Origin of the sequence: Donghicola tyrosinivorans, assembly GCF_003003355.1 — a bacterium.
Taxonomy (GTDB): domain Bacteria; phylum Pseudomonadota; class Alphaproteobacteria; order Rhodobacterales; family Rhodobacteraceae; genus Donghicola; species Donghicola tyrosinivorans.
Genome location: NZ_PVTQ01000003.1, coordinates 182,580 through 200,620 on the forward strand (window position 1 = coordinate 182,580; position 18,041 = coordinate 200,620).

General features: G+C 57.9%; 21 protein-coding genes. 12 read left to right on the forward strand and 9 right to left on the reverse strand.

All coding sequences use genetic code 11. The features are described 5' to 3' along the window. The first annotated feature begins 49 nt into the window (after positions 1 to 49). The 3 genes from trxA (at position 50) to hslU (ending at position 2,385) form a co-directional block, all read left to right on the forward strand. A complete protein-coding gene (gene trxA, locus CLV74_RS05655) occupies positions 50 to 370 on the forward strand; it encodes a thioredoxin (protein ID WP_106263261.1) in 321 nt (106 codons plus the stop codon). Between the two features lie 79 nt (positions 371 to 449). Next, on the forward strand, positions 450 to 1,010 hold the full coding sequence (gene hslV / locus CLV74_RS05660) for an ATP-dependent protease subunit HslV (protein WP_106263262.1): 561 nt from the start codon (positions 450 to 452) through the stop codon (positions 1,008 to 1,010). A gap of 64 nt (positions 1,011 to 1,074) precedes the next feature. Beyond that, on the forward strand, positions 1,075 to 2,385 hold the full coding sequence (gene hslU / locus CLV74_RS05665; protein ID WP_106263263.1) for an ATP-dependent protease ATPase subunit HslU: 1,311 nt from the start codon (positions 1,075 to 1,077) through the stop codon (positions 2,383 to 2,385). A gap of 6 nt (positions 2,386 to 2,391) precedes the next feature. Here hslU and CLV74_RS05670 read toward each other — a convergent pair whose 3' ends face one another. From CLV74_RS05670 to CLV74_RS05680, 3 genes are read right to left on the reverse strand one after another with little or no spacing between them, the layout of a single operon-like run. Beyond that, on the reverse strand, positions 2,392 to 3,027 hold the full coding sequence (locus CLV74_RS05670; protein WP_106263264.1) for a Smr/MutS family protein: 636 nt from the start codon (positions 3,025 to 3,027) through the stop codon (positions 2,392 to 2,394). Further along, positions 3,024 to 4,067, reverse strand: coding sequence for a murein transglycosylase A (gene mltA, locus CLV74_RS05675; protein WP_106263265.1), 1,044 nt, complete (start codon positions 4,065 to 4,067; stop codon positions 3,024 to 3,026). The genes CLV74_RS05670 and mltA overlap by 4 nt, the downstream gene beginning before the upstream one ends. Next, positions 4,064 to 4,726 (reverse strand): Tim44/TimA family putative adaptor protein, encoded by a 663-nt coding sequence (locus CLV74_RS05680; RefSeq protein ID WP_106263266.1) that lies wholly within the window; start codon positions 4,724 to 4,726, stop codon positions 4,064 to 4,066. The genes mltA and CLV74_RS05680 overlap by 4 nt, the downstream gene beginning before the upstream one ends. 268 nt (positions 4,727 to 4,994) lie before the next feature. Between CLV74_RS05680 and CLV74_RS05685 the strand changes: the two genes are divergently transcribed. Next, positions 4,995 to 5,489, forward strand: a complete 495-nt coding sequence (locus CLV74_RS05685) for an FxsA family protein (protein ID WP_106263267.1) — start codon at positions 4,995 to 4,997, stop codon at positions 5,487 to 5,489. A 56-nt stretch (positions 5,490 to 5,545) separates the two neighbouring features. Continuing rightward, positions 5,546 to 6,049: a protein-export chaperone SecB gene (gene secB, locus CLV74_RS05690; RefSeq protein ID WP_106263268.1), complete on the forward strand. Its 504-nt coding sequence runs from the start codon at positions 5,546 to 5,548 to the stop codon at positions 6,047 to 6,049. A gap of 15 nt (positions 6,050 to 6,064) precedes the next feature. Here the strand turns inward: secB and dnaQ are convergent, their stop codons facing one another. The 4 genes from dnaQ to CLV74_RS05710 are packed head-to-tail and all read right to left on the reverse strand — an operon-like array spanning position 6,065 to position 8,760. Continuing rightward, entirely contained in the window at positions 6,065 to 6,748 is a 684-nt protein-coding gene (gene dnaQ, locus CLV74_RS05695) for a DNA polymerase III subunit epsilon (protein WP_106263269.1), read from the reverse strand. Continuing rightward, entirely contained in the window at positions 6,741 to 7,334 is a 594-nt protein-coding gene (gene coaE, locus CLV74_RS05700) for a dephospho-CoA kinase (RefSeq protein ID WP_106263270.1), read from the reverse strand. The genes dnaQ and coaE overlap by 8 nt, the downstream gene beginning before the upstream one ends. Then, positions 7,331 to 8,164: a shikimate dehydrogenase gene (locus tag CLV74_RS05705; protein WP_106263271.1), complete on the reverse strand. Its 834-nt coding sequence runs from the start codon at positions 8,162 to 8,164 to the stop codon at positions 7,331 to 7,333. The genes coaE and CLV74_RS05705 overlap by 4 nt, the downstream gene beginning before the upstream one ends. Continuing rightward, positions 8,161 to 8,760, reverse strand: a complete 600-nt coding sequence (locus tag CLV74_RS05710) for a Maf family protein (protein WP_106263272.1) — start codon at positions 8,758 to 8,760, stop codon at positions 8,161 to 8,163. Before CLV74_RS05710 ends, CLV74_RS05705 begins: the two co-directional genes overlap by 4 nt. A gap of 390 nt (positions 8,761 to 9,150) precedes the next feature. Here CLV74_RS05710 and hemJ point away from each other — a divergent pair, with 390 nt between their 5' ends. From hemJ to CLV74_RS05745, 7 genes are all read left to right on the forward strand, one after another. After that, positions 9,151 to 9,603: a protoporphyrinogen oxidase HemJ gene (gene hemJ / locus CLV74_RS05715; protein ID WP_106263273.1), complete on the forward strand. Its 453-nt coding sequence runs from the start codon at positions 9,151 to 9,153 to the stop codon at positions 9,601 to 9,603. A 123-nt stretch (positions 9,604 to 9,726) separates the two neighbouring features. Further along, positions 9,727 to 10,998: a transcription termination factor Rho gene (gene rho, locus CLV74_RS05720; protein ID WP_106263274.1), complete on the forward strand. Its 1,272-nt coding sequence runs from the start codon at positions 9,727 to 9,729 to the stop codon at positions 10,996 to 10,998. 9 nt (positions 10,999 to 11,007) lie between these two features. Then, the gene (mnmE, locus tag CLV74_RS05725) at positions 11,008 to 12,294 is read left to right on the forward strand and encodes a tRNA uridine-5-carboxymethylaminomethyl(34) synthesis GTPase MnmE (RefSeq protein ID WP_106263275.1); all 1,287 of its coding nucleotides are present in this window, start codon (positions 11,008 to 11,010) and stop codon (positions 12,292 to 12,294) included. A gap of 2 nt (positions 12,295 to 12,296) precedes the next feature. Next, a complete protein-coding gene (mnmG, locus tag CLV74_RS05730) occupies positions 12,297 to 14,177 on the forward strand; it encodes a tRNA uridine-5-carboxymethylaminomethyl(34) synthesis enzyme MnmG (RefSeq protein WP_106263276.1) in 1,881 nt (626 codons plus the stop codon). After that, positions 14,174 to 14,788, forward strand: coding sequence for a 16S rRNA (guanine(527)-N(7))-methyltransferase RsmG (rsmG, locus tag CLV74_RS05735; RefSeq protein ID WP_106263277.1), 615 nt, complete (start codon positions 14,174 to 14,176; stop codon positions 14,786 to 14,788). The genes mnmG and rsmG overlap by 4 nt, the downstream gene beginning before the upstream one ends. Continuing rightward, positions 14,781 to 15,590 carry a ParA family protein gene (locus CLV74_RS05740; RefSeq protein ID WP_106263278.1) on the forward strand — a complete coding sequence of 270 codons (810 nt, stop codon included), beginning with the start codon at positions 14,781 to 14,783 and terminating at the stop codon, positions 15,588 to 15,590. Before rsmG ends, CLV74_RS05740 begins: the two co-directional genes overlap by 8 nt. 18 nt (positions 15,591 to 15,608) lie before the next feature. Then, positions 15,609 to 16,523 carry a ParB/RepB/Spo0J family partition protein gene (locus tag CLV74_RS05745; RefSeq protein WP_106263279.1) on the forward strand — a complete coding sequence of 305 codons (915 nt, stop codon included), beginning with the start codon at positions 15,609 to 15,611 and terminating at the stop codon, positions 16,521 to 16,523. Between the two features lie 3 nt (positions 16,524 to 16,526). Here the strand turns inward: CLV74_RS05745 and CLV74_RS05750 are convergent, their stop codons facing one another. Both CLV74_RS05750 and hemW read right to left on the reverse strand, forming a co-directional pair. After that, a complete protein-coding gene (locus CLV74_RS05750) occupies positions 16,527 to 16,880 on the reverse strand; it encodes a YbaN family protein (RefSeq protein WP_106263280.1) in 354 nt (117 codons plus the stop codon). A 3-nt stretch (positions 16,881 to 16,883) separates the two neighbouring features. Further along, positions 16,884 to 18,041 (reverse strand): radical SAM family heme chaperone HemW, encoded by a 1,158-nt coding sequence (gene hemW / locus CLV74_RS05755; protein WP_106263510.1) that lies wholly within the window; start codon positions 18,039 to 18,041, stop codon positions 16,884 to 16,886.

The window sequence follows — 18,041 nt, forward strand, 5'->3', positions numbered from 1 at the left end:
CGCACTTACGTTCCGCATCAACCAAGAGCCCGCTTTAGGAGTGAGAGATATGGCCACTGTTGCCGTTACCGACGAAACCTTCGATGCCGAAGTGAAAAATTCCTCTGTTCCCGTGGTCGTAGACTTCTGGGCCGAATGGTGCGGCCCCTGTAAACAGATCGGCCCCGTTCTGGAAGAACTGTCGTCCGAGATGGAAGGCCAGATCAAAGTCGTGAAAGTGGACGTAGACAACAACCAGCAGTGGGCGTCGCAGCTGGGTGTTCGCGGTATCCCCGCGCTGTTCATCTTCAAGGATGGCGAAGTTGTTTCGAACCGCGCCGGTGCTGCCCCCAAGGCCGCGCTGAAGTCGTGGATCGAAGACTCGATCTAAGGCGGCCCGCCCGCACGTCTTTCAAGGGCGCCCTCTGCAACGGGGCGCCCTTTTTCGTATCAGCATTCAAGAGGCAGCAATGTCACAGAACGAATTCCCCGGCTGGCACGGCACCACGATCATCGGCGTCCGCCGCGGAGACGAGGTTTGCGTGGCCGGCGACGGTCAGGTCAGCCTTGGCAACACCGTGATCAAAGGCAGCGCCCGCAAGGTGCGCCGTATCACCCCCGGCGGGCATCCGGTTGTGGTGGGCTTTGCGGGCTCGACCGCAGACGCGTTCACCCTGCTGGAACGCCTTGAGGCCAAGCTTGAGGCCACCCCCGGTCAGTTGGCCCGCGCTAGCGTGGAACTGGCAAAGGACTGGCGCACGGACAAATACCTGCAAAAGCTTGAGGCGATGCTGATCGTGACCGACGGCAAGGAACTGATGGTGATCACCGGTGCAGGTGACGTGCTGGAACCCGAACACGGCATCGCGGCGATTGGTTCGGGCGGCATGTATGCCCTGTCGGCGGCCCGTGGTCTGGCGGAAAACCCCGACCTTTCGGCCCAAGAGATCGCAGAAAAGGCGATGGCGATTGCCAGCGATATCTGCGTTTTCACCAACGGCAACCTGACCATCGAAACGATCAAGGCCTAAGGCTTTATTTCGGGCGCGGCGCTGCCTATCTCAGGCGCAGCCCGCCCAATTACAGGAGATTTCCATGTCCGATCTCACCCCGCGCGAAATCGTCAGCGAGCTGGACCGCTTTATCATCGGTCAGGCCGAGGCCAAGCGCGCCGTGGCGGTCGCTCTGCGCTCGCGCTGGCGTCGGCAGCATCTGCCCGCCGCGCTGCAGGACGAAGTGTACCCCAAGAACATCCTGATGATCGGGCCCACCGGCGTCGGTAAGACCGAAATCAGCCGCCGTCTGGCCAAGCTGGCCCGCGCCCCCTTTGTGAAGGTCGAGGCGACCAAATTCACCGAGGTCGGCTATGTGGGCCGCGACGTGGAACAGATCATCCGCGATCTGATGGATGCCGCGATGATCACCACCCGTGAGAACATGCGCGAAGACGTGAAATCCCGCGCCATCGAATCCGCCGAGGAACGCGTGATCAGCGCCATCGCTGGCGAAGACGCCCGCGACAGCACCCGCGAGATGTTCCGCAAGAAATTGCGCTCGGGTGAATTGGACGACAAGGAAATCACCATCGAAGTGCAGGACAGCACCAACCCTCTGGGCGGCATGATGGACATTCCCGGCCAGCCCGGCAGCCAGATGGGCATGCTGAACCTTGGCGATATGTTCGGAAAGGCCTTTGGTGGCCGCACCGTCCGCAAGAAGGTCTCCGTAGCCGACAGCTATGAGCTGCTGATGGGCGAAGAGGCCGACAAGCTGCTGGACGACGAACAGATCAAACGCGCCGCTCTGGAAGCGGTCGAGCAGAACGGCATCGTCTTTATTGATGAGATCGACAAAGTCTGCGCCCGCTCGGACGCCCGTGGTGGCGATGTCAGCCGCGAAGGTGTGCAGCGAGATCTGCTGCCGCTGATCGAAGGCACTACCGTCAGCACCAAGCACGGCCCGATCCGCACGGACCACATCCTGTTCATCGCCTCAGGCGCATTCCACATCGCAAAGCCCTCGGACATGCTGCCTGAATTGCAGGGCCGTCTGCCGATCCGCGTGGAACTGAAGGCGCTGACCGAAGGCGATTTCGTCCGCATCCTGACCGAGACCGACAACGCGCTAACTCGCCAATACGCGGCGCTGCTAAAGACCGAAGGCGTCACGATTGAATTCAGCGAAGACGGCATCGCCGAGATTGCCCGCATCGCCGCCGAGGTGAACCGCACTGTGGAGAACATCGGCGCCCGCCGCCTTTACACAGTGATGGAGCGGGTCTTCGAGGAACTGTCCTTTGTGGCCCCCGATCTGGGCGAGCAGCTGATCACCATCAACGCGGAATATGTGCGCAAGTATGTGGGCGATCTGGCAGCCTCGACCGACCTCAGCCGTTACGTGCTGTAACGGCGCTTACAAAGACCGGTTGCGGCGCAGATAGATGTAATATGCGCCGCCGCCGCCGTGTTTCAGGTGCGCGTTGCGGACCTGTAGCACGATAGGTGACAAGGGCGGCATTTGCAGCCAGTGCGGCACCTGATGGCGCAACGCCCCGTGACGCTCGGGGATAGGGCCGTTGGTGTCCTTGACCTTACCCTTGCCAGTAATCACCAGAACCAGACGATGACCCGCCGTGTAGCTGCGCATAATAAAGGCGACCAGCGTCGGATGCGCCTGCGCCAGCGTCAGACCGTGCAAGTCGATCCGCGCTTCGGGGTCCAGACGGCCCCGCTTCATCTGGGTGTGGGTCTTTTTATGCATGTTCAAAGGCGCGCCCGCGATATCGTCTTCAATCGCGGGGGCCAGATCATGGGTACGCTTGCGGCCCAGCTTGGCCTTTGAGCCAATGACAAAGGGCTTCAGGCCCGCTGTCACCTCTGCCGGCGTGTCGACCGAGCGGGGCACCGCCTTTCGGACGGGTTTGGGCAGCCATTCGGCCTCATCGTCGATCCGTTTTTTGCGGCGCACGGGATGCATGGGGTCCGCTGTGCGGCGAACCTTATCCCATAGTTCTTCTTCGTCGGGGTTCAGCTTGCGGCGACGGCTCATCCGGCCGGATCCTCGGTCAGGCTGGCAAAGGCCCGTTGGATCGGCATCAGCACAATCATGCGGCCGCTGTCCTTCATCTCTCCGGCCAGACGCCCTGCATCATCGCCCGTGCCGACAAAAACGTCCGCCCGCTGCGCCCCTTTGATGGCCGATCCGGTATCCTGCGCGATCATCAAGCGCCGCATGGGCATCGCGCCCTCTTTTTCCACCCAGACGGGGCTGCCAAGGGTCACCCACGCAGGGTCCACCGCGATCGAGCGCATCGGCGTGATCGAACGGTTCATCGCCCCCAAAGGCCCTTTGTTCGCAGGAACGCCCCGCACTTCGCGGAAGAACACATATGAAGGGTTGTGCCGCAGCAGCTCTGGCCCATCGACGGGGTTATTACGCACCCAATTGCGGATCACCTGTGCGCTGACCTGATGGCTTTCAAAAATGCCTCGGCGCACCAGTTCCTGCCCGATCGAGCGGTAGGTGTGCCCGTTCGCCCCGCCATAGCCCACGCGCATCATCCGCCCGTCGGTCATGCGCAACCGGCCTGACCCTTGGATTTGCAGAAAGAACAGCTCGACCGGATCGTCCACATAGGCAATCTCAAGGCCGCGACCGGTCATCTGGTTGCTTTCCTCAATCTGGCGACGGGTCAGCCACGGACCGCTAGCGCGGGCCTCTTTCGGCATCCGATAAAGGGGATAGCGAAAACGGCCCGACTGACGGGTAGAAGCATCCAGTTCCGGCTCAAAATACCCTGTGAACAGGGGATCGGCCCCGTCAGTGATCAGAACGGGACGGAAGAACAATTCAAAGAAAGCGCGGGGGTTGGCGGTCTGGTCCTTGGCAACGGAACACAGGCTTTGCCAGTCAGGACCGCGCATATCACCGCAGGTCTCCAGAAACGCGGAAAGGGCCGCGCCGTGATCGTCGCTGGCCCATCCATCCAGATCGTCAAAACTCAGTAGTTGGGTCACGGGTTCCTCGCCAAGGGCAGGCGCCACCCACAGGGACAGCGCCAGAAGAATGCCGCCGAGGGACCGGATCATTCCCCGGTCGCGACGAGTTGCCAGTTCGGATCGTCGCTGCCCATAACGCGGGCATAGGTCCAAACGTCCTTTTGCCGCTTGATCTGCTTTTTATCGCCTTCGACCACTTCGCCATCGGCGTCGCGGACCTCATAGGTCAGATCGGCCACATAGCGCACAGTGACTTCGCCTTCGCCGGTCGCCTGATCAAAACTCGCATCAACCAGCTGCATTTCGCGGATACCAATAAAGCTGGCATCCACGGTTAGCCCCTGATCGGCACGGCGATCCACAACCGCTGCAAAGCTTTCGTAGATTTCTTCGTCCAGAAACGGCTCCAGATCGCGGATGTCGCCTTTTTCAAAGCCCATCAGGATCATTTCATACGCGCCGCGGGCACCCTGAAGGAATTCGGTCACCGAGAAAGACGGCTCGGCCTTCTTCATCGCAGCCAGCGCGGTTGCCGCATCGCTGCTTTCGGGAACGTGGTCGATGATGTCCCGATCAGGACCGCCATCGATCACCTCAAACGAATGACGCGAATTCTCAGAGGGTGCCTCATTCCGGGCGAGGGGCGGCTTTTCATAGCCTTCCCGCGATCCCAGCACGTTTTTCAGCCGGAAAATCAGGAAGAGCGCGATGCCTGCCAGCACCAGAAGTTGCACGATCGGAGTGTTCATCAGTTCCTCGTCTTTAGGTCGGCCGCCGTCGAATGCCGTTGTAATCTATGTATGTCACAGATGGGGGCAAGTCCACCGAAGCACAATGCAGGTGACCCGTCAAAAATGCCTAAATCGGTCAGGATTTCGTAGCGTTTCGCTGTTTCTCGCCGGAAAACGCGGGTTTTTCCGTGCAAGAATAGTAAGCGGGGCACAAAGCCCCTATGTAATTGCGAACCCCGCGCCAATAGCGGGCGGGATGACGATTTGACGCGAAGGAAGACGAAAAATGTGGCTGCTTCTGGCTTTTGTGCTGGTTCCGATGATCGAGATCGGCCTGTTTATTCAGGTTGGAGGCGTGATTGGCCTATGGCCCACGCTGGCCATCGTCTTTCTGACCGCCATCGCAGGCAGCTACATGGTGAAATCCGAGGGGCTGAAAACCCTGCGCGATTTGCAGCAGTCCATGACCCAGATGTCGGACCCCTCGCAACATTTGGCGCACGGGGCGATGATCCTGTTTGCGGGCGCGCTGCTGCTGACGCCGGGCTTTTTCACCGACACCATGGGTCTTTTGCTGCTGATCCCCGGTGTGCGGACGGCGGTCTTTAAGCAGATGCGTGGCCGGATGAAGATGCAGACGTTCCACGCATCCTCACAGGGCGGTCATTACCACCGCAGCGGCCCCGGATCGGACACGATCGACGTGGATTACGAAGTGATTGATGAAACACGTCCGAAAGAGGATCGCCCCGACGGTCCCAGCGGGTGGACTCGCCATTGAGGCGCTGGGTGTGAAGTGATAACACCAGTCCCAAAGAATTTCCAACGGAGCGAGTTATGACCGAAGAGACAGCAGGCGCGGCGCCCCAGGCGCAGCAGCCCCAGATCAAGATGAACATCCTGGCCCAGTACATCCGGGACATGTCGTTCGAAAACATCCTGGCCCAAAAAGGCGCCAACGGTGACACCACCCCCGAGCTGAAAGTAAACGTCGCACTGGACGTCAAAAAGCGCACCGCGCCGAACCAGTACGAAGTCATCATGAAGCTGAACGTTGCGGCGAACACCAAAGAGGGCAACCAGCCCCTGTTCCTGCTGGAACTGGAATACGGCGGCGTATTCAACATCGAAGGCGTGCCGGAAAACCAGCTGCACCCCTTCCTGCTGATCGAATGCCCCCGTCAGCTGTTCCCCTACGTGCGCCGCATCGTTAGCGATGTGACCCGCGATGGCAGCTTCCCTCCGCTGAACCTCGAGCCCATCGACTTTGTCGCGCTGTACATGAACGAGCAGGCACGTCGCGCTCAGGCACAGCAGGCCGAGGCACCCGCAGTCAACTAAGGGCTGCGTGACCAGTTATTTCCGGTTCCACAACGGGTTGTCGCCCAGTTTTGCCACGAATTCGGCATGGGCGGCGGCCTCTTTCTCGGAGATCCGAGAGGGCAGAGGATTGGGCCGCGGACGCGGACGCCAAACCTCGCCATTGGCGCCGGTGCTGTGATCCACTGTGGCCAGACCAAAGTCAGGCTGACGCCCGCCGATCAGCTCCAGGTACACTTCCGCCAGAATTTCCGAGTCCAAAAGCGCCCCGTGCAGGGTCCGCGACGAGTTGTCGATGGCAAAGCGGCGGCACAACGCGTCCAAGGACGCCGGCGCACCAGGGAAACGCTTGCGGGCGATCTCTAGCGTGTCCAGCGCCTGCGACATGGGCAGCTGCGGCAGGTTCATCCAGCGCAGCTCGGCGTTCAGGAACTTCATATCGAAGCTGGCGTTGTGAATGACCAGCTTGGCGTCACGCACGAAATCCAGAAAACTTTGGCCCACTTCAGCGAATTTGGGCTTATCGCGCAGGAAATCGTCGCCTAGGCCGTGCACTTTAAACGCCTCTTCGGGCATGGGGCGTTCGGGGTTGATGTAGACGTGATAGGTCTCGCCGGTGGGCATGTGGTTGTACAGCTCAACACAGCCGATCTCGACGATGCGGTCGCCCTGTTCGGGGTCAAATCCAGTGGTTTCGGTATCGAGAACGATTTCACGCATCGCGCTGTCCCTGTCTGATCTGATCCACAATCGCGGCCACCTGAGCCTGCGCGTGTTCTAGCGTATCGGTTTCGATGATGAAATCGGCGCGGGCACGTTTTTCTGTATCCGGCATCTGGCGGGCTTTGATTTGTTCGAACTGGGCCGCATCCATCGTACCACGAGCCAAAACGCGGGCCCGCTGGGTATCCGGATCGACCGAAGTCACCGCAACGCCGTCCATCTGCGCCTCTGTCCCGTTCTCAAACAGCAGGGGAATATCGTAAATCGCGATATCGGCAGTGCACGCCGCGCGGAATGCGTCGCGATCCTGTGAAACCAAAGGATGAACGATTGCCTCTAACTGTCTAAATGCGTTGGGATTTTCGCCAAGATACGCCCGCAGAGCAGGGCGGCTGACCGCCCCATCCACCACAACACCCGGAAAAGCCGCCTGCAAAGGGGCCACGGCCGCACCATTCACGCCGTAAATGCGATGCACGGCTGCATCTGCGTCCCAATGGGCGCAGCCAAGATCCACGAACATCTGCGCAGTGGTGCTTTTTCCGGTGCCGATCGATCCGGTCAGCCCCAGATGGTAGGTCATCCCAGAACCACCTGCCGCAATTCCTCATCCACCGTGGGCTGGGTGCCAAACCAACGGTAAAAGCCCGGAACCGCTTGGTGCAGCAGCATCCCCAGACCATCCACCGTGCGGCAGCCATGTTCACGGGCCTGCGCCAGCAGTGGCGTTTCCAGCGGGGTATACACGATATCCGTGACCAGAGCCGAGGTGGGCAAATCGCTGAGGTTAATCTTCAACGGCGGGTTCCCCACCATCCCTTGCGAGGTGGTGTTTACCAGCGTAGCAGCACCTTCCAGCATCCGATCCAGATGCACCCAGTCATAGACCGAGATTTTGCCGCCAAATTCGGACTTTAGCTGATCCGCGCGCAGGCGCGTGCGATTGGTCAGGCGGATTTCGGGCACGCCCGCATCCAGCAGCGCCACGATAATCGCCCGCGACGCACCGCCCGCACCGATCACCACTGCGGGGCCGGCTTTGGGGTTCCAATCAGGGCAATTCTGCCGAAGGTTCTGCATAAAGCCGTAACCGTCAGTGTTATCGGCATAAATCGTGTGATCGGGACGGAAAATCAGCGTGTTTGCGGCACCAATCAGGGTCGCACGGTCCGAGACCTGATCGGCCAGACGCAAAGCGGCCTCTTTATGGGGAATAGTCACGTTCGCACCGACAAAACCCATACGGCTCATGGCGCCCAGAACTTCGACCAGATCATCGGGCTGAACCTCAAGCGGTACATAATGCCCCGCGATCCCGTAACGCTTTAACCAATGACCATGAAGGCGCGGCGACAGACTATGGCCAACGGGGCAACCAATCACCCCCGCAAGCGGTATGTTGGTGTGACTCATGCTCTGATACTCCCCCTCGCCGACAAGTAAGACAACAGTTCGACCAGTGGCAAACCCAATATTGTGAAGTAATCACCCTGAACACTGGCAAATAGACGCACGCCTTCTTCCTCAAGCTTATATCCGCCGACCGAGTGGCGGATACTGTCCCAATTCCGCGCGATATAATCATCCAGATAGTCGTCTGAAAAGTTCGACATCCGCAGGCGCGCGATGCCCACATGACGCCAAAGAGGCTCGGCCCCCTGATAGATCACGACCGCCGACATCAACATGTGCTGCTGACTACGCAGCGCCATCAGCTGTTCGCGGGCCATATCGGGCGTTTCAGGCTTGGAAAACACGCGCGTCTTCAGCGCCAACACCTGATCGCAGCCCAAAACAAGGGCGTCAGGATGCTTTGCGCTGATCTTGCGCGCTTTGGTTTCGGCCAAAGCGTCCGCCACATCGCGGGGATTTGCGTCCTCTGCCTCTAAAGCGGCGCGGATCGCCTCTTCGTCGACGCGGGCGGGGATGATTTCAACATCAAGACCGGCGTTGCGCAACAATTGTGCCCGAATCTCTGATCCTGACGCAAGGATCAGTCTTTCCTGCATGTGGATATCCCTGTGAGAGTCATTTTGGTAATCACGGTTTGTTCTTATGGATCACTAGCGGCCTTCCAACCGCCTGTCGATAAGTCACATGGTTTTGCCCACGTTCAAGGCGTTTTTGCCTATGTGGGCGAGGAAAACCTGAAAGCGTGGGAAAACGGAATCTCCCAACAGTTTTCCACAGATTCCCACCCATCCACAGACTCCGGATTCAGTGAATGAATCCAAACCCCTTGTTTTGAATCATTTTCCTGATCCCCACCCTCTGTGTAACGTTTTCCCCGTGTGGAAAACCACGCGGAGAACCAAACAATCCACAGGAGTCAGGTACCTCTAAAAAAACAACTTCCTTTTCTTTCTTATTCTTTATTTAAGTCAGGCAGAGAGGTTCCCATGCTAGACATCCTGAGCGCGCTTTACCCTTGGACAAAATCCCTACATGTGATTTCGGTGATCACCTGGATGGCAGGGATTTTCTATCTTCCCCGCTTGTTCGTGTATCATGCAGAGAAAGCGGGGGATCAGACCGGAGAGTTGCACGAAACCTTCACGATCATGGAACGAAAGCTGTTCAAGCTGATCATGAACCCCTCTTCGATCGCGACTTGGGTGTTCGGTTTGGCGCTTGTGTTCACGCCGGGCATTGTTGACTGGTCCTCTGTGTGGCCATGGACCAAAGCAGCTGCTGTGATCGGGATGACGTGGTTTCACCATTGGCTTGGGTATCGCCTCAAAGAGTTTGCATCCGGTAAAAATTCCCGGAACGGCCGCACCTACCGGATGATGAACGAGGTTCCGACGCTGCTGATGCTGCTGATCGTGTTCTCGGTCATCGTTAAGTTCTAAGGGTTTCATTGACTCAGGAGGGAATCCCGCTTATCTGCGGATCACGGCCTGTCCTGGTCGTGTCTTCCTGTTGTGAAATTTCCACATGCCGATGCCCCAACGTGGGGTGCAAAGGGTATGCCTATGACCGATGAACGCCTCAATCTATCCGACCTAAAAGCCAAGAGCCCCAAGTCTCTGTTGGCGATGGCCGAAGAATGGGAAATCGAAAACGCTTCGAACATGCGCAAGGGCGAGATGATGTTCTCGATCCTGAAAGAGCATGCTGAAGACGGCTTTGTCATCGGCGGCGAAGGTGTTCTGGAAGTTCTGCAGGACGGTTTCGGCTTCCTCCGCTCGCCCGAGGCGAACTATCTGCCGGGTCCCGATGACATCTATGTCTCGCCCGACATGATCCGCCAGTATTCGCTGCGCACCGGTGACACCATCGAAGGTGTGATCAAGGCGCCGAATGAAACCGAACGCTATTTCGCGCTGACCGCGGTCGAGAAGGTTAACTTCCAAGACCCCGAAAGCGCCCGTCACAAGGTCAGCTTTGACAACCTGACGCCTCTGTACCCCGATGAACGTCTGAAGATGGAGGTCGAAGATCCCACCATCAAAGACCGGTCGGCCCGGATCATCGATCTGGTGGCCCCCATCGGTAAAGGCCAGCGTTCGCTGATCGTGGCGCCGCCGCGGACCGGTAAGACCGTTCTGCTGCAGAACATCGCCAATAGCATCGAAAAGAACCACCCCGAGTGCTATCTGATCGTTCTTCTGATCGACGAACGTCCCGAAGAGGTGACCGACATGCAGCGTAGCGTGAAGGGTGAGGTAATCTCCTCGACCTTCGATGAACCTGCGACCCGTCACGTTGCCGTGGCCGAGATGGTCATTGAGAAGGCCAAGCGACTGGTCGAACACAAGCGGGACGTTGTGATCCTGCTGGACTCGATCACCCGTCTTGGCCGCGCCTACAACACCGTTGTACCGTCCTCTGGTAAGGTTCTGACCGGTGGTGTCGATGCGAACGCCCTACAGCGCCCCAAACGCTTCTTTGGTGCCGCACGGAACGTTGAAGAGGGTGGTTCGCTGACCATCATCGCCACCGCCCTGATCGACACCGGCAGCCGCATGGACGAAGTGATCTTTGAAGAATTCAAAGGCACCGGTAACAGCGAAATCGTTCTGGACCGTAAGGTTGCCGACAAGCGCGTCTTCCCTGCGATGGACATCCTCAAATCGGGTACCCGCAAAGAAGATCTGCTGGTCGACAAAGGCGATCTGGCCAAGACTTTCGTTCTGCGCCGCATCCTGAATCCGATGGGTACCACGGACGCTATCGAATTCCTGATTTCCAAATTGAAGCAGACCAAGACAAACTCCGAGTTCTTCGACTCGATGAACACCTAAGAGGGCGTGATGGACACGATCTTTGCCCTGGCGACTGCTCAAGGCAAAGCCGGGGTCGCAGTGATCCGGATTTCGGGGCCGCAGGCATTTGCCGCGGCCTCTGTTCTTGCGGGCAGCTTGCCAGCGCCGCGCAAAACTGGCGTGCGCTTGCTGCGCGACGGGGAAGGGGCCTTGGTTGATGAGGCCATGGTGATCAGCTTTGCCGGTCCCGCCAGCTTTACCGGCGAAGATGTGGTCGAACTGCATCTGCACGGTAGCCCCGCCATCGTGCGACGCGTGATGGAGTTACTGTCTGACTGCGATGGTCTGCGTTTGGCAGAGGCGGGGGAATTCACCCGTCGCGCCTTGGAGAACGAACGTCTGGATTTGGCGCAGGTCGAAGGCCTATCCGATCTGATCGAGGCCGAGACCGAAGCACAGCGTCAGCAAGCGGTGCGCGTGTTCTCTGGCGGATTGGGCGATCAGGCCGAGGTTTGGCGATCGCGCATCATCCGGGCGGCGGCCTTGCTGGAAGCAACTATCGACTTTGCTGATGAAGAGGTCCCCGAGGACGTCACACCCGAAGTGGTTGGCCTGCTAGAGCAGGTTCAAAGCGACCTAGGCCACGAAATCGTGGGGTCTAAGGTGGCCGAACGTCTACATCTTGGGTTTGAGGTTGCGATTCTAGGTGCCCCGAACGCCGGGAAGTCGACTTTGTTGAACCATATCGCTCGGCGCGAGGCGGCGATTACCTCGGATATCGCGGGAACGACCCGCGACGTGATTGAGGTTCGGATGGATCTGAAAGGCCTGCCAGTTACCTTCCTTGATACTGCCGGTCTTCGTGAGACCGATGACCATGTGGAAGGGATTGGCATCCAGCGCGCCCTGCAGCGGGCTGAGGCGGCCGACCTGCGGGTTTTTCTGACGCAACCCGATGAAGAGCTGCTGCTAGCCCCTGTCGAAGGCGACTTAGTGTACCGTGCTAAGGCTGACCTGCTAGATGATGATGTTGGGGCAATATCTGGTAAAACTGGCGCTGGTACTGCCGATATGCTGGATTCGGTCTTCGCTGTTTTGTCAGAGCGGATGCAACGGGTGAACCTTGCCAGCAAGGAACGCCATCGGGTTGCCTTACTGCGGGCTAAGGATGCGCTGGCCGAGGCAGCTATTCAGGTGTCAGCCGGTCCTGACCGCTATGAATTGGCGGCAGAAGAGATTAGATCTGCTGCAAGGGCGCTAGACATGCTCTTGGGGAGAATCGACGTTGAAGCTATTTTGGACGAAATCTTCTCAAGCTTCTGTCTCGGGAAATAGGAGTGTTTCACGTGAAACAATCTGACTTCGATGTGGTGGTAATTGGCGGTGGTCACGCGGGCGCGGATGCAGCCCACGCGGCTGCGCGAATGGGCGTGCGCACCGCGCTGGTCACGCTGAAGAGTGAGAATATCGGCGTGATGTCCTGCAATCCTGCGATTGGTGGTCTTGGTAAAGGCCATCTTGTTCGCGAGATCGATGCGATGGACGGGGTCATGGGCTATGTAGCTGACCGCGCCGGTATCCAGTTTCGTTTGCTAAACCGTCGCAAAGGTCCGGCGGTTCAAGGACCCCGCGCGCAGGCAGATCGTAAGATCTATCGTGAGACCATGCTTTCGGTTTTGCAGGCAACGCCCAATCTCACCATCGTTGAAGGAGAAGTCGCAGACCTGATCCAGAGCGCCGGGCGTATTTCAGGCGTTGTGCTAGCTGATGGTTCTGAAATTTCGTGTCATGCGGTGATCCTGACAACAGGCACTTTCTTGCGTGGCGTCATCCATATTGGCGATGTATCGCGACCCGGTGGCCGGATGGGGGATAAGCCATCTGTTCCATTGGCAGAGCGCTTGGATAGCTTTGAACTTCCGCTTGGTCGTTTGAAGACCGGAACGCCCCCGCGACTGGATGGTCGCACGATCAAATGGGATTTACTTGAAAGCCAGCCCGGGGATGATGATCCGACGCTGTTTTCATTCATGTCGTCAAAGCCGTTCGCGCGTCAGATTTCGTGCGGCATTACGCATACGAATGAAAAGACCCATGAGATTATTCGCAGCAACCTAAGCCGTTCTGCAATGTACGGTGGGCACATCGAAGGAGTTGGGCCGCGTTACTGCCCCTCGATTGAGGACAAGATTGTTCGCTTTGCCGACAAAACGTCCCATCAAGTCTTTCTTGAGCCCGAAGGGCTAGATGATCCGACTGTTTACCCGAACGGCATTTCTACTTCTCTGCCCGAGGACGTTCAGCATGATTACATCCGCTCGATGTATGGGCTTGAAGATGCGGTTATCACGCAACCCGGCTACGCGATCGAATATGACTACGTCGATCCGCGCGCGCTACGGGCGACGCTAGAGGTTCGGTCTCAGCCTGGCCTCTATTTGGCGGGGCAGATCAACGGTACCACCGGCTACGAAGAGGCAGCAGCGCAGGGAGTGGTTGCGGGCCTTAATGCCGCTTTGAGTGCGCTTGAGAAAGAACCTGTGATCTTCAGTCGCTCTGAAAGCTATATCGGCGTGATGATTGATGATCTCATCACTCGTGGGGTGACCGAGCCCTACCGGATGTTCACCTCTCGCGCTGAATTCCGCCTTTCGTTGCGGGCAGATAACGCCGATCAGCGATTGACCCCAATCGCCAAAACGTTGGGCTGCATTTCCGATGTGCGCCAGGAAGCATTCGATAAGAAGATGGAAGCGCTGGAAGCTGGCCGGACACGGGTGCAGGGAATTTCTTTCACATCAAAAGAGCTGGCCAATGGTGGCGTTAAGGTAAATCAGGATGGTGCGCGTCGCAGCGGGTATGATCTGCTGGCGTTTCCGGACTTCACCTTTGATACCTTGATCGGGCTCGATCCGACGCTCTCTGACATTTCTGAGCCGATCCAGCGCCAGCTTGAGTGTGATGGGTTGTACGCAAAGTATATTGAGCGTCAGGAAAAAGATGTTCAGTCACTTAAGCGCGACGAAAGCCACGAGATTCCAGATGACTTCGATTTCTCAATTCTTGAGGGACTCTCAAACGAACTTAAAATGAAGTTGATCAGGACAAAGCCCGCAACTCTCGGGCAGGCGGGTCGCGTGGAGGGTATGACGCCCGCCGCGCTTACTCTGATTCTGGCAAAGCTACGTCAGAATAAGCGCGCGGCGTCGGCATCATGAGCCTGTCATATGCGGGACTTGATGTTTCACGTGAAACATCGGATCGCCTGAAACACTACGAAGGGCTTCTGAAAAAGTGGAATAAGGCGATCAACCTTGTGTCGCCTTCCACAATCTCTGAGGCGAAGTCACGGCATTTCATCGATTCGGCCCAGATATATGGCGTTGCGGCGCAAGATTGGAAAATCTGGTGTGACCTCGGTAGCGGTGGTGGATTCCCGGGACTCGTCGTCGCAATTATAGCGGCAGAAAAGAACCCTGATGGAATGGTCACCTTGGTAGAAAGTGACCAGCGTAAAGCGACCTTTTTACGGACGGTCGCCCGTGAGACAGGGGTAAACGCGACGGTGATCAGCAAGAGAATCGAAGCAATCGATCCGCTCAAAGCCGATGTTCTGTCTGCTCGCGCTTTGGCGCCGTTGCCGATGTTGTTAGAGTTTTGCCAGCTGCATCTGTCCGAAAATGGGCAGGCGTTGTTCCCGAAGGGGGCAACATGGCAACAAGAAGTCGCAGAAGCCCGCGAAGCGTGGTCTTTCTCGCACCAAGTTCATACAAGCATTGTAGACTCGTCGTCAGTTATTCTGAGCATTGGAGGGATCTCGCGTGGTTGAAACTGTGCCCGCAACCGGAGCCAAAATCATTGCTGTTACGAACCAGAAGGGCGGGGTGGGTAAAACCACGACTGCCATCAACTTGGGCGCAGCCTTGGCCGAAAAGGGAAAGCGCGTCCTTCTGGTGGATATTGACCCGCAAGGTAACGCATCGACCGGCCTTGGGATCGAAAGCTCGGATCGGGATTTTACAGCATATGAGCTGCTATTGAATGAGGTTGCGCCCCAGCAGGTGATCCGTCCGACCCAGTTTGAAAACATCTTTGTCGTTCCGGCGACCACCGATTTGGCTTCAGCGGACATTGAATTGATGGCGAATGAACAGCGCAGCTTCTTGTTGCGCAACGCGTTGCGCCAGCCGGTGATGGATGAAATCTCGTTCGACTACATCCTGATCGATTGCCCGCCGTCTCTGAACTTGCTGACCGTGAACGCCATGGTGGCGGCGGATTCGGTGCTGGTCCCGCTGCAAAGCGAGTTTTTCGCGTTGGAAGGTCTGAGCCAGTTGATGCTGACTATCCGCGATGTGCGTCAGGCGGCGAACCCGAACCTGCGGATCGAGGGGATTGTTCTGACCATGTACGATGGCCGGAATAACCTGTCGCAGCAGGTCGAGCAGGACGCGCGCGATAACCTTGGGGACTTGGTGTTCCAGACCAAAATTCCGCGCAATGTACGTGTCAGTGAAGCGCCGTCTTTCGCTTTGCCGGTGATCAGCTACGATCCAGCATCGCGGGGCGCAGTGGCTTATCGCGAATTGGCCGATGAGCTGTTGAGTAAGAATGCCGCCGTGGCGGCGTAAAAGACCAAGAGGGCAGTTATGAACAACGATAAGAAACTGAAACGTGGTCTCGGTCGCGGTCTGTCCGCATTGATGGCGGACGTCCAGCCCGAACAGACCCCTGCAGGAACCGCCGCGCCGCGCCGTCCTGATATGCTGGTTCCGATTGAACGGATCGAGCCGAACCCCGAGCAGCCGCGCCGCGTTTTTGCGCCGGAAGCGTTGCAGGATCTGGCAAACTCGATCCGCGAAAAGGGTGTGATCCAGCCGCTGATCGTCCGGGTCAGCCCGCGCGATTCCAACAAGTATGAGATTGTGGCCGGTGAACGCCGTTGGCGTGCCAGCCAAATGGCGCAGCTGCATCAGCTGCCGATCCTTGTTCGTGACTTTGACGACACCGAAGTTCTGGAAGTCGCGATCATCGAAAACATCCAGCGGGCTGATCTGAACCCGGTGGAAGAGGCGGCTGGCTACAAGCAGTTGATGGAGAAGTTCGGCCACACACAAGAACGTCTGGCTGAGGCACTTGGCAAAAGCCGTAGCTATATCGCGAACTCGATGCGTTTGTTGCAGCTGCCTGAGGATGTGATTGATCATCTTCAAGAAGGTCGCTTGTCGACGGGCCACGCGCGTGCACTGATCACCAGCGATCATGCGTCAGAACTGGCAAAGCAGATCGTGGTTCGTGGGCTCTCGGTTCGTGATACCGAACGTCTGGTGAAGAAGGCCGCGCAGGGCGAAACCGCACCGAAGCCGCGCCAGGAAAAGATGGTTAAGGCCAAGGGTGAAAAGGATGCGGATACTATCGCGCTGGAAGGCGATCTGTCGGCGGCCTTGGGAATGCGCGTTTCGGTGGACCATAAAGAAGGCACCGAAGAGGGCACGATTACTGTGAAATACGCATCGCTCGACCAGTTGGACGAGATTTGCCGCCGCTTGAGCGCGGTGGAATAAGCGTTAAAAGCTTGGGCGGGTCCAGATGAAAATCAGGACCGCCCCTAAGGTCACGGCCTGAATGCCCAGTAGCATCGGCCGCAGACCCATAAACACCGAAATCGAAAAGACGATGACAATCGACAATGTCGCTGCGCGTTTGCCCAAGGGGCTAATCGCGCCGCTGCGTTGCCAATCCGCGATGGCGGGGCCAAAGATGCGATGACCGACCAGCCAAGCGTGCATCCGTTCAGAGCTACGGGCAAAGCAGAACGCTGCCAGCAGCATGAACGGAACGGTCGGTAGAAGGGGAACGACGACCCCGATCAGGCCAAGCCCAAGGCAGAGAATTCCAAAGGTGAACCAGATCGGGCGCATAAGTTAATCCAGTAGCAGTTCAGCGATCACCGCATTCAAGACCAGACGGCCTTGGTGCGTAGCCTTAACATAGGGCGATTCCACAGAAATCATCCCCATTTGCTCAAGATCTTTCAGTGTCGCAGGGTCCAGCGGTTTGCCACCCAGAGCCTCAAATCGTGCCATATCTACTCCCTCAGTCAGGCGTAGACACATCATAAGGTACTCATTGGCTTGTTCAGTGGGGTTGATCGGATCGAACAATTTTTCGCCAGTGCCTTGTTTGACGGCCTCGAGCCATTTGCCGGGCTGTTTAAAGGTATCGCTGGCGTGACGCTGGCCATTGATGGTCACGCGCCCGTGGGCACCGGGACCGACGCCTACGTAATCCCCGTAGTGCCAATAGATCAAGTTGTGTCGGCTTTCTGCACCGGGGCGGGCGTAGTTCGAGACCTCATAGTCATACAGACCAAACTCGGCGCAAATCTCTCGGGTGACTTCGTACATGTCAGCCGCATCGTCGTCGTGGGGCAGGCCGCGCAGAAGGCCCCGCTCAAAGCGGTCACCAAATGCGGTGCCGGCCTCGATCGTCAGTTGGTAAAGCGACAGGTGATCGCCAGCCAAAGACAGCGCCTCGCGCAATTCGTCCTTCCAATCGGAAAGGGTCTGATCCTGACGTGCATAGATCAGATCAAAGCTGACGCGGTTAAAACAGTCCTTGGCGATTTCAAACGCGCGGCGGCCTTCCTCGACCGAGTGCAAACGGCCAAGGCGGCGCAGGTCTTCGGCCCGTAGGCTTTGCAGACCCATACTAACGCGGTTCACACCGGCATCGGCGTAGGCGCGGAAACGGCCTGCCTCAACCGAGGTGGGGTTGGCCTCAAGGGTGATTTCCTGATCATTGGCGGGAGTCCACAGCTGGCCGACCCGTTCAAGGATTGCGGCAACCACGTCGGGCTCCATCAGGCTGGGGGTGCCGCCGCCGAAAAAGACCGATTTCAGCACGCGGTCGGGCGTGCGTTCAGCATTGCGATCCAGTTCCGAGAGGTAGGCGTTCAGCCACGCTTTCTGATCAATGGATGCAGAGACGTGGCTGTTAAAGTCGCAATAGGGGCATTTGGACTGGCAGAAGGGCCAGTGGATATAAAGGCCAAAGCCCCCATTGCGCCAATCTTCGGGCAG

What these genes read in the sequence shown, in the direction of transcription:
- trxA (WP_106263261.1), top strand. Translation starts at nt 50, where the DNA reads ATGGCCACTGTTGCCGTTACCGACGAAACCTTCGATGCCGAAGTGAAA.
- hslV (WP_106263262.1), top strand. Translation starts at nt 450, where the DNA reads ATGTCACAGAACGAATTCCCCGGCTGGCACGGCACCACGATCATCGGC.
- hslU (WP_106263263.1), top strand. Translation starts at nt 1,075, where the DNA reads ATGTCCGATCTCACCCCGCGCGAAATCGTCAGCGAGCTGGACCGCTTT.
- CLV74_RS05670 (WP_106263264.1), bottom strand. Translation starts at nt 3,027, where the DNA reads ATGAGCCGTCGCCGCAAGCTGAACCCCGACGAAGAAGAACTATGGGAT.
- mltA (WP_106263265.1), bottom strand. Translation starts at nt 4,067, where the DNA reads ATGATCCGGTCCCTCGGCGGCATTCTTCTGGCGCTGTCCCTGTGGGTG.
- CLV74_RS05680 (WP_106263266.1), bottom strand. Translation starts at nt 4,726, where the DNA reads ATGAACACTCCGATCGTGCAACTTCTGGTGCTGGCAGGCATCGCGCTC.
- CLV74_RS05685 (WP_106263267.1), top strand. Translation starts at nt 4,995, where the DNA reads ATGTGGCTGCTTCTGGCTTTTGTGCTGGTTCCGATGATCGAGATCGGC.
- secB (WP_106263268.1), top strand. Translation starts at nt 5,546, where the DNA reads ATGACCGAAGAGACAGCAGGCGCGGCGCCCCAGGCGCAGCAGCCCCAG.
- dnaQ (WP_106263269.1), bottom strand. Translation starts at nt 6,748, where the DNA reads ATGCGTGAAATCGTTCTCGATACCGAAACCACTGGATTTGACCCCGAA.
- coaE (WP_106263270.1), bottom strand. Translation starts at nt 7,334, where the DNA reads ATGACCTACCATCTGGGGCTGACCGGATCGATCGGCACCGGAAAAAGC.
- CLV74_RS05705 (WP_106263271.1), bottom strand. Translation starts at nt 8,164, where the DNA reads ATGAGTCACACCAACATACCGCTTGCGGGGGTGATTGGTTGCCCCGTT.
- CLV74_RS05710 (WP_106263272.1), bottom strand. Translation starts at nt 8,760, where the DNA reads ATGCAGGAAAGACTGATCCTTGCGTCAGGATCAGAGATTCGGGCACAA.
- hemJ (WP_106263273.1), top strand. Translation starts at nt 9,151, where the DNA reads ATGCTAGACATCCTGAGCGCGCTTTACCCTTGGACAAAATCCCTACAT.
- rho (WP_106263274.1), top strand. Translation starts at nt 9,727, where the DNA reads ATGACCGATGAACGCCTCAATCTATCCGACCTAAAAGCCAAGAGCCCC.
- mnmE (WP_106263275.1), top strand. Translation starts at nt 11,008, where the DNA reads ATGGACACGATCTTTGCCCTGGCGACTGCTCAAGGCAAAGCCGGGGTC.
- rsmG (WP_106263277.1), top strand. Translation starts at nt 14,174, where the DNA reads ATGAGCCTGTCATATGCGGGACTTGATGTTTCACGTGAAACATCGGAT.
- CLV74_RS05745 (WP_106263279.1), top strand. Translation starts at nt 15,609, where the DNA reads ATGAACAACGATAAGAAACTGAAACGTGGTCTCGGTCGCGGTCTGTCC.
- CLV74_RS05750 (WP_106263280.1), bottom strand. Translation starts at nt 16,880, where the DNA reads ATGCGCCCGATCTGGTTCACCTTTGGAATTCTCTGCCTTGGGCTTGGC.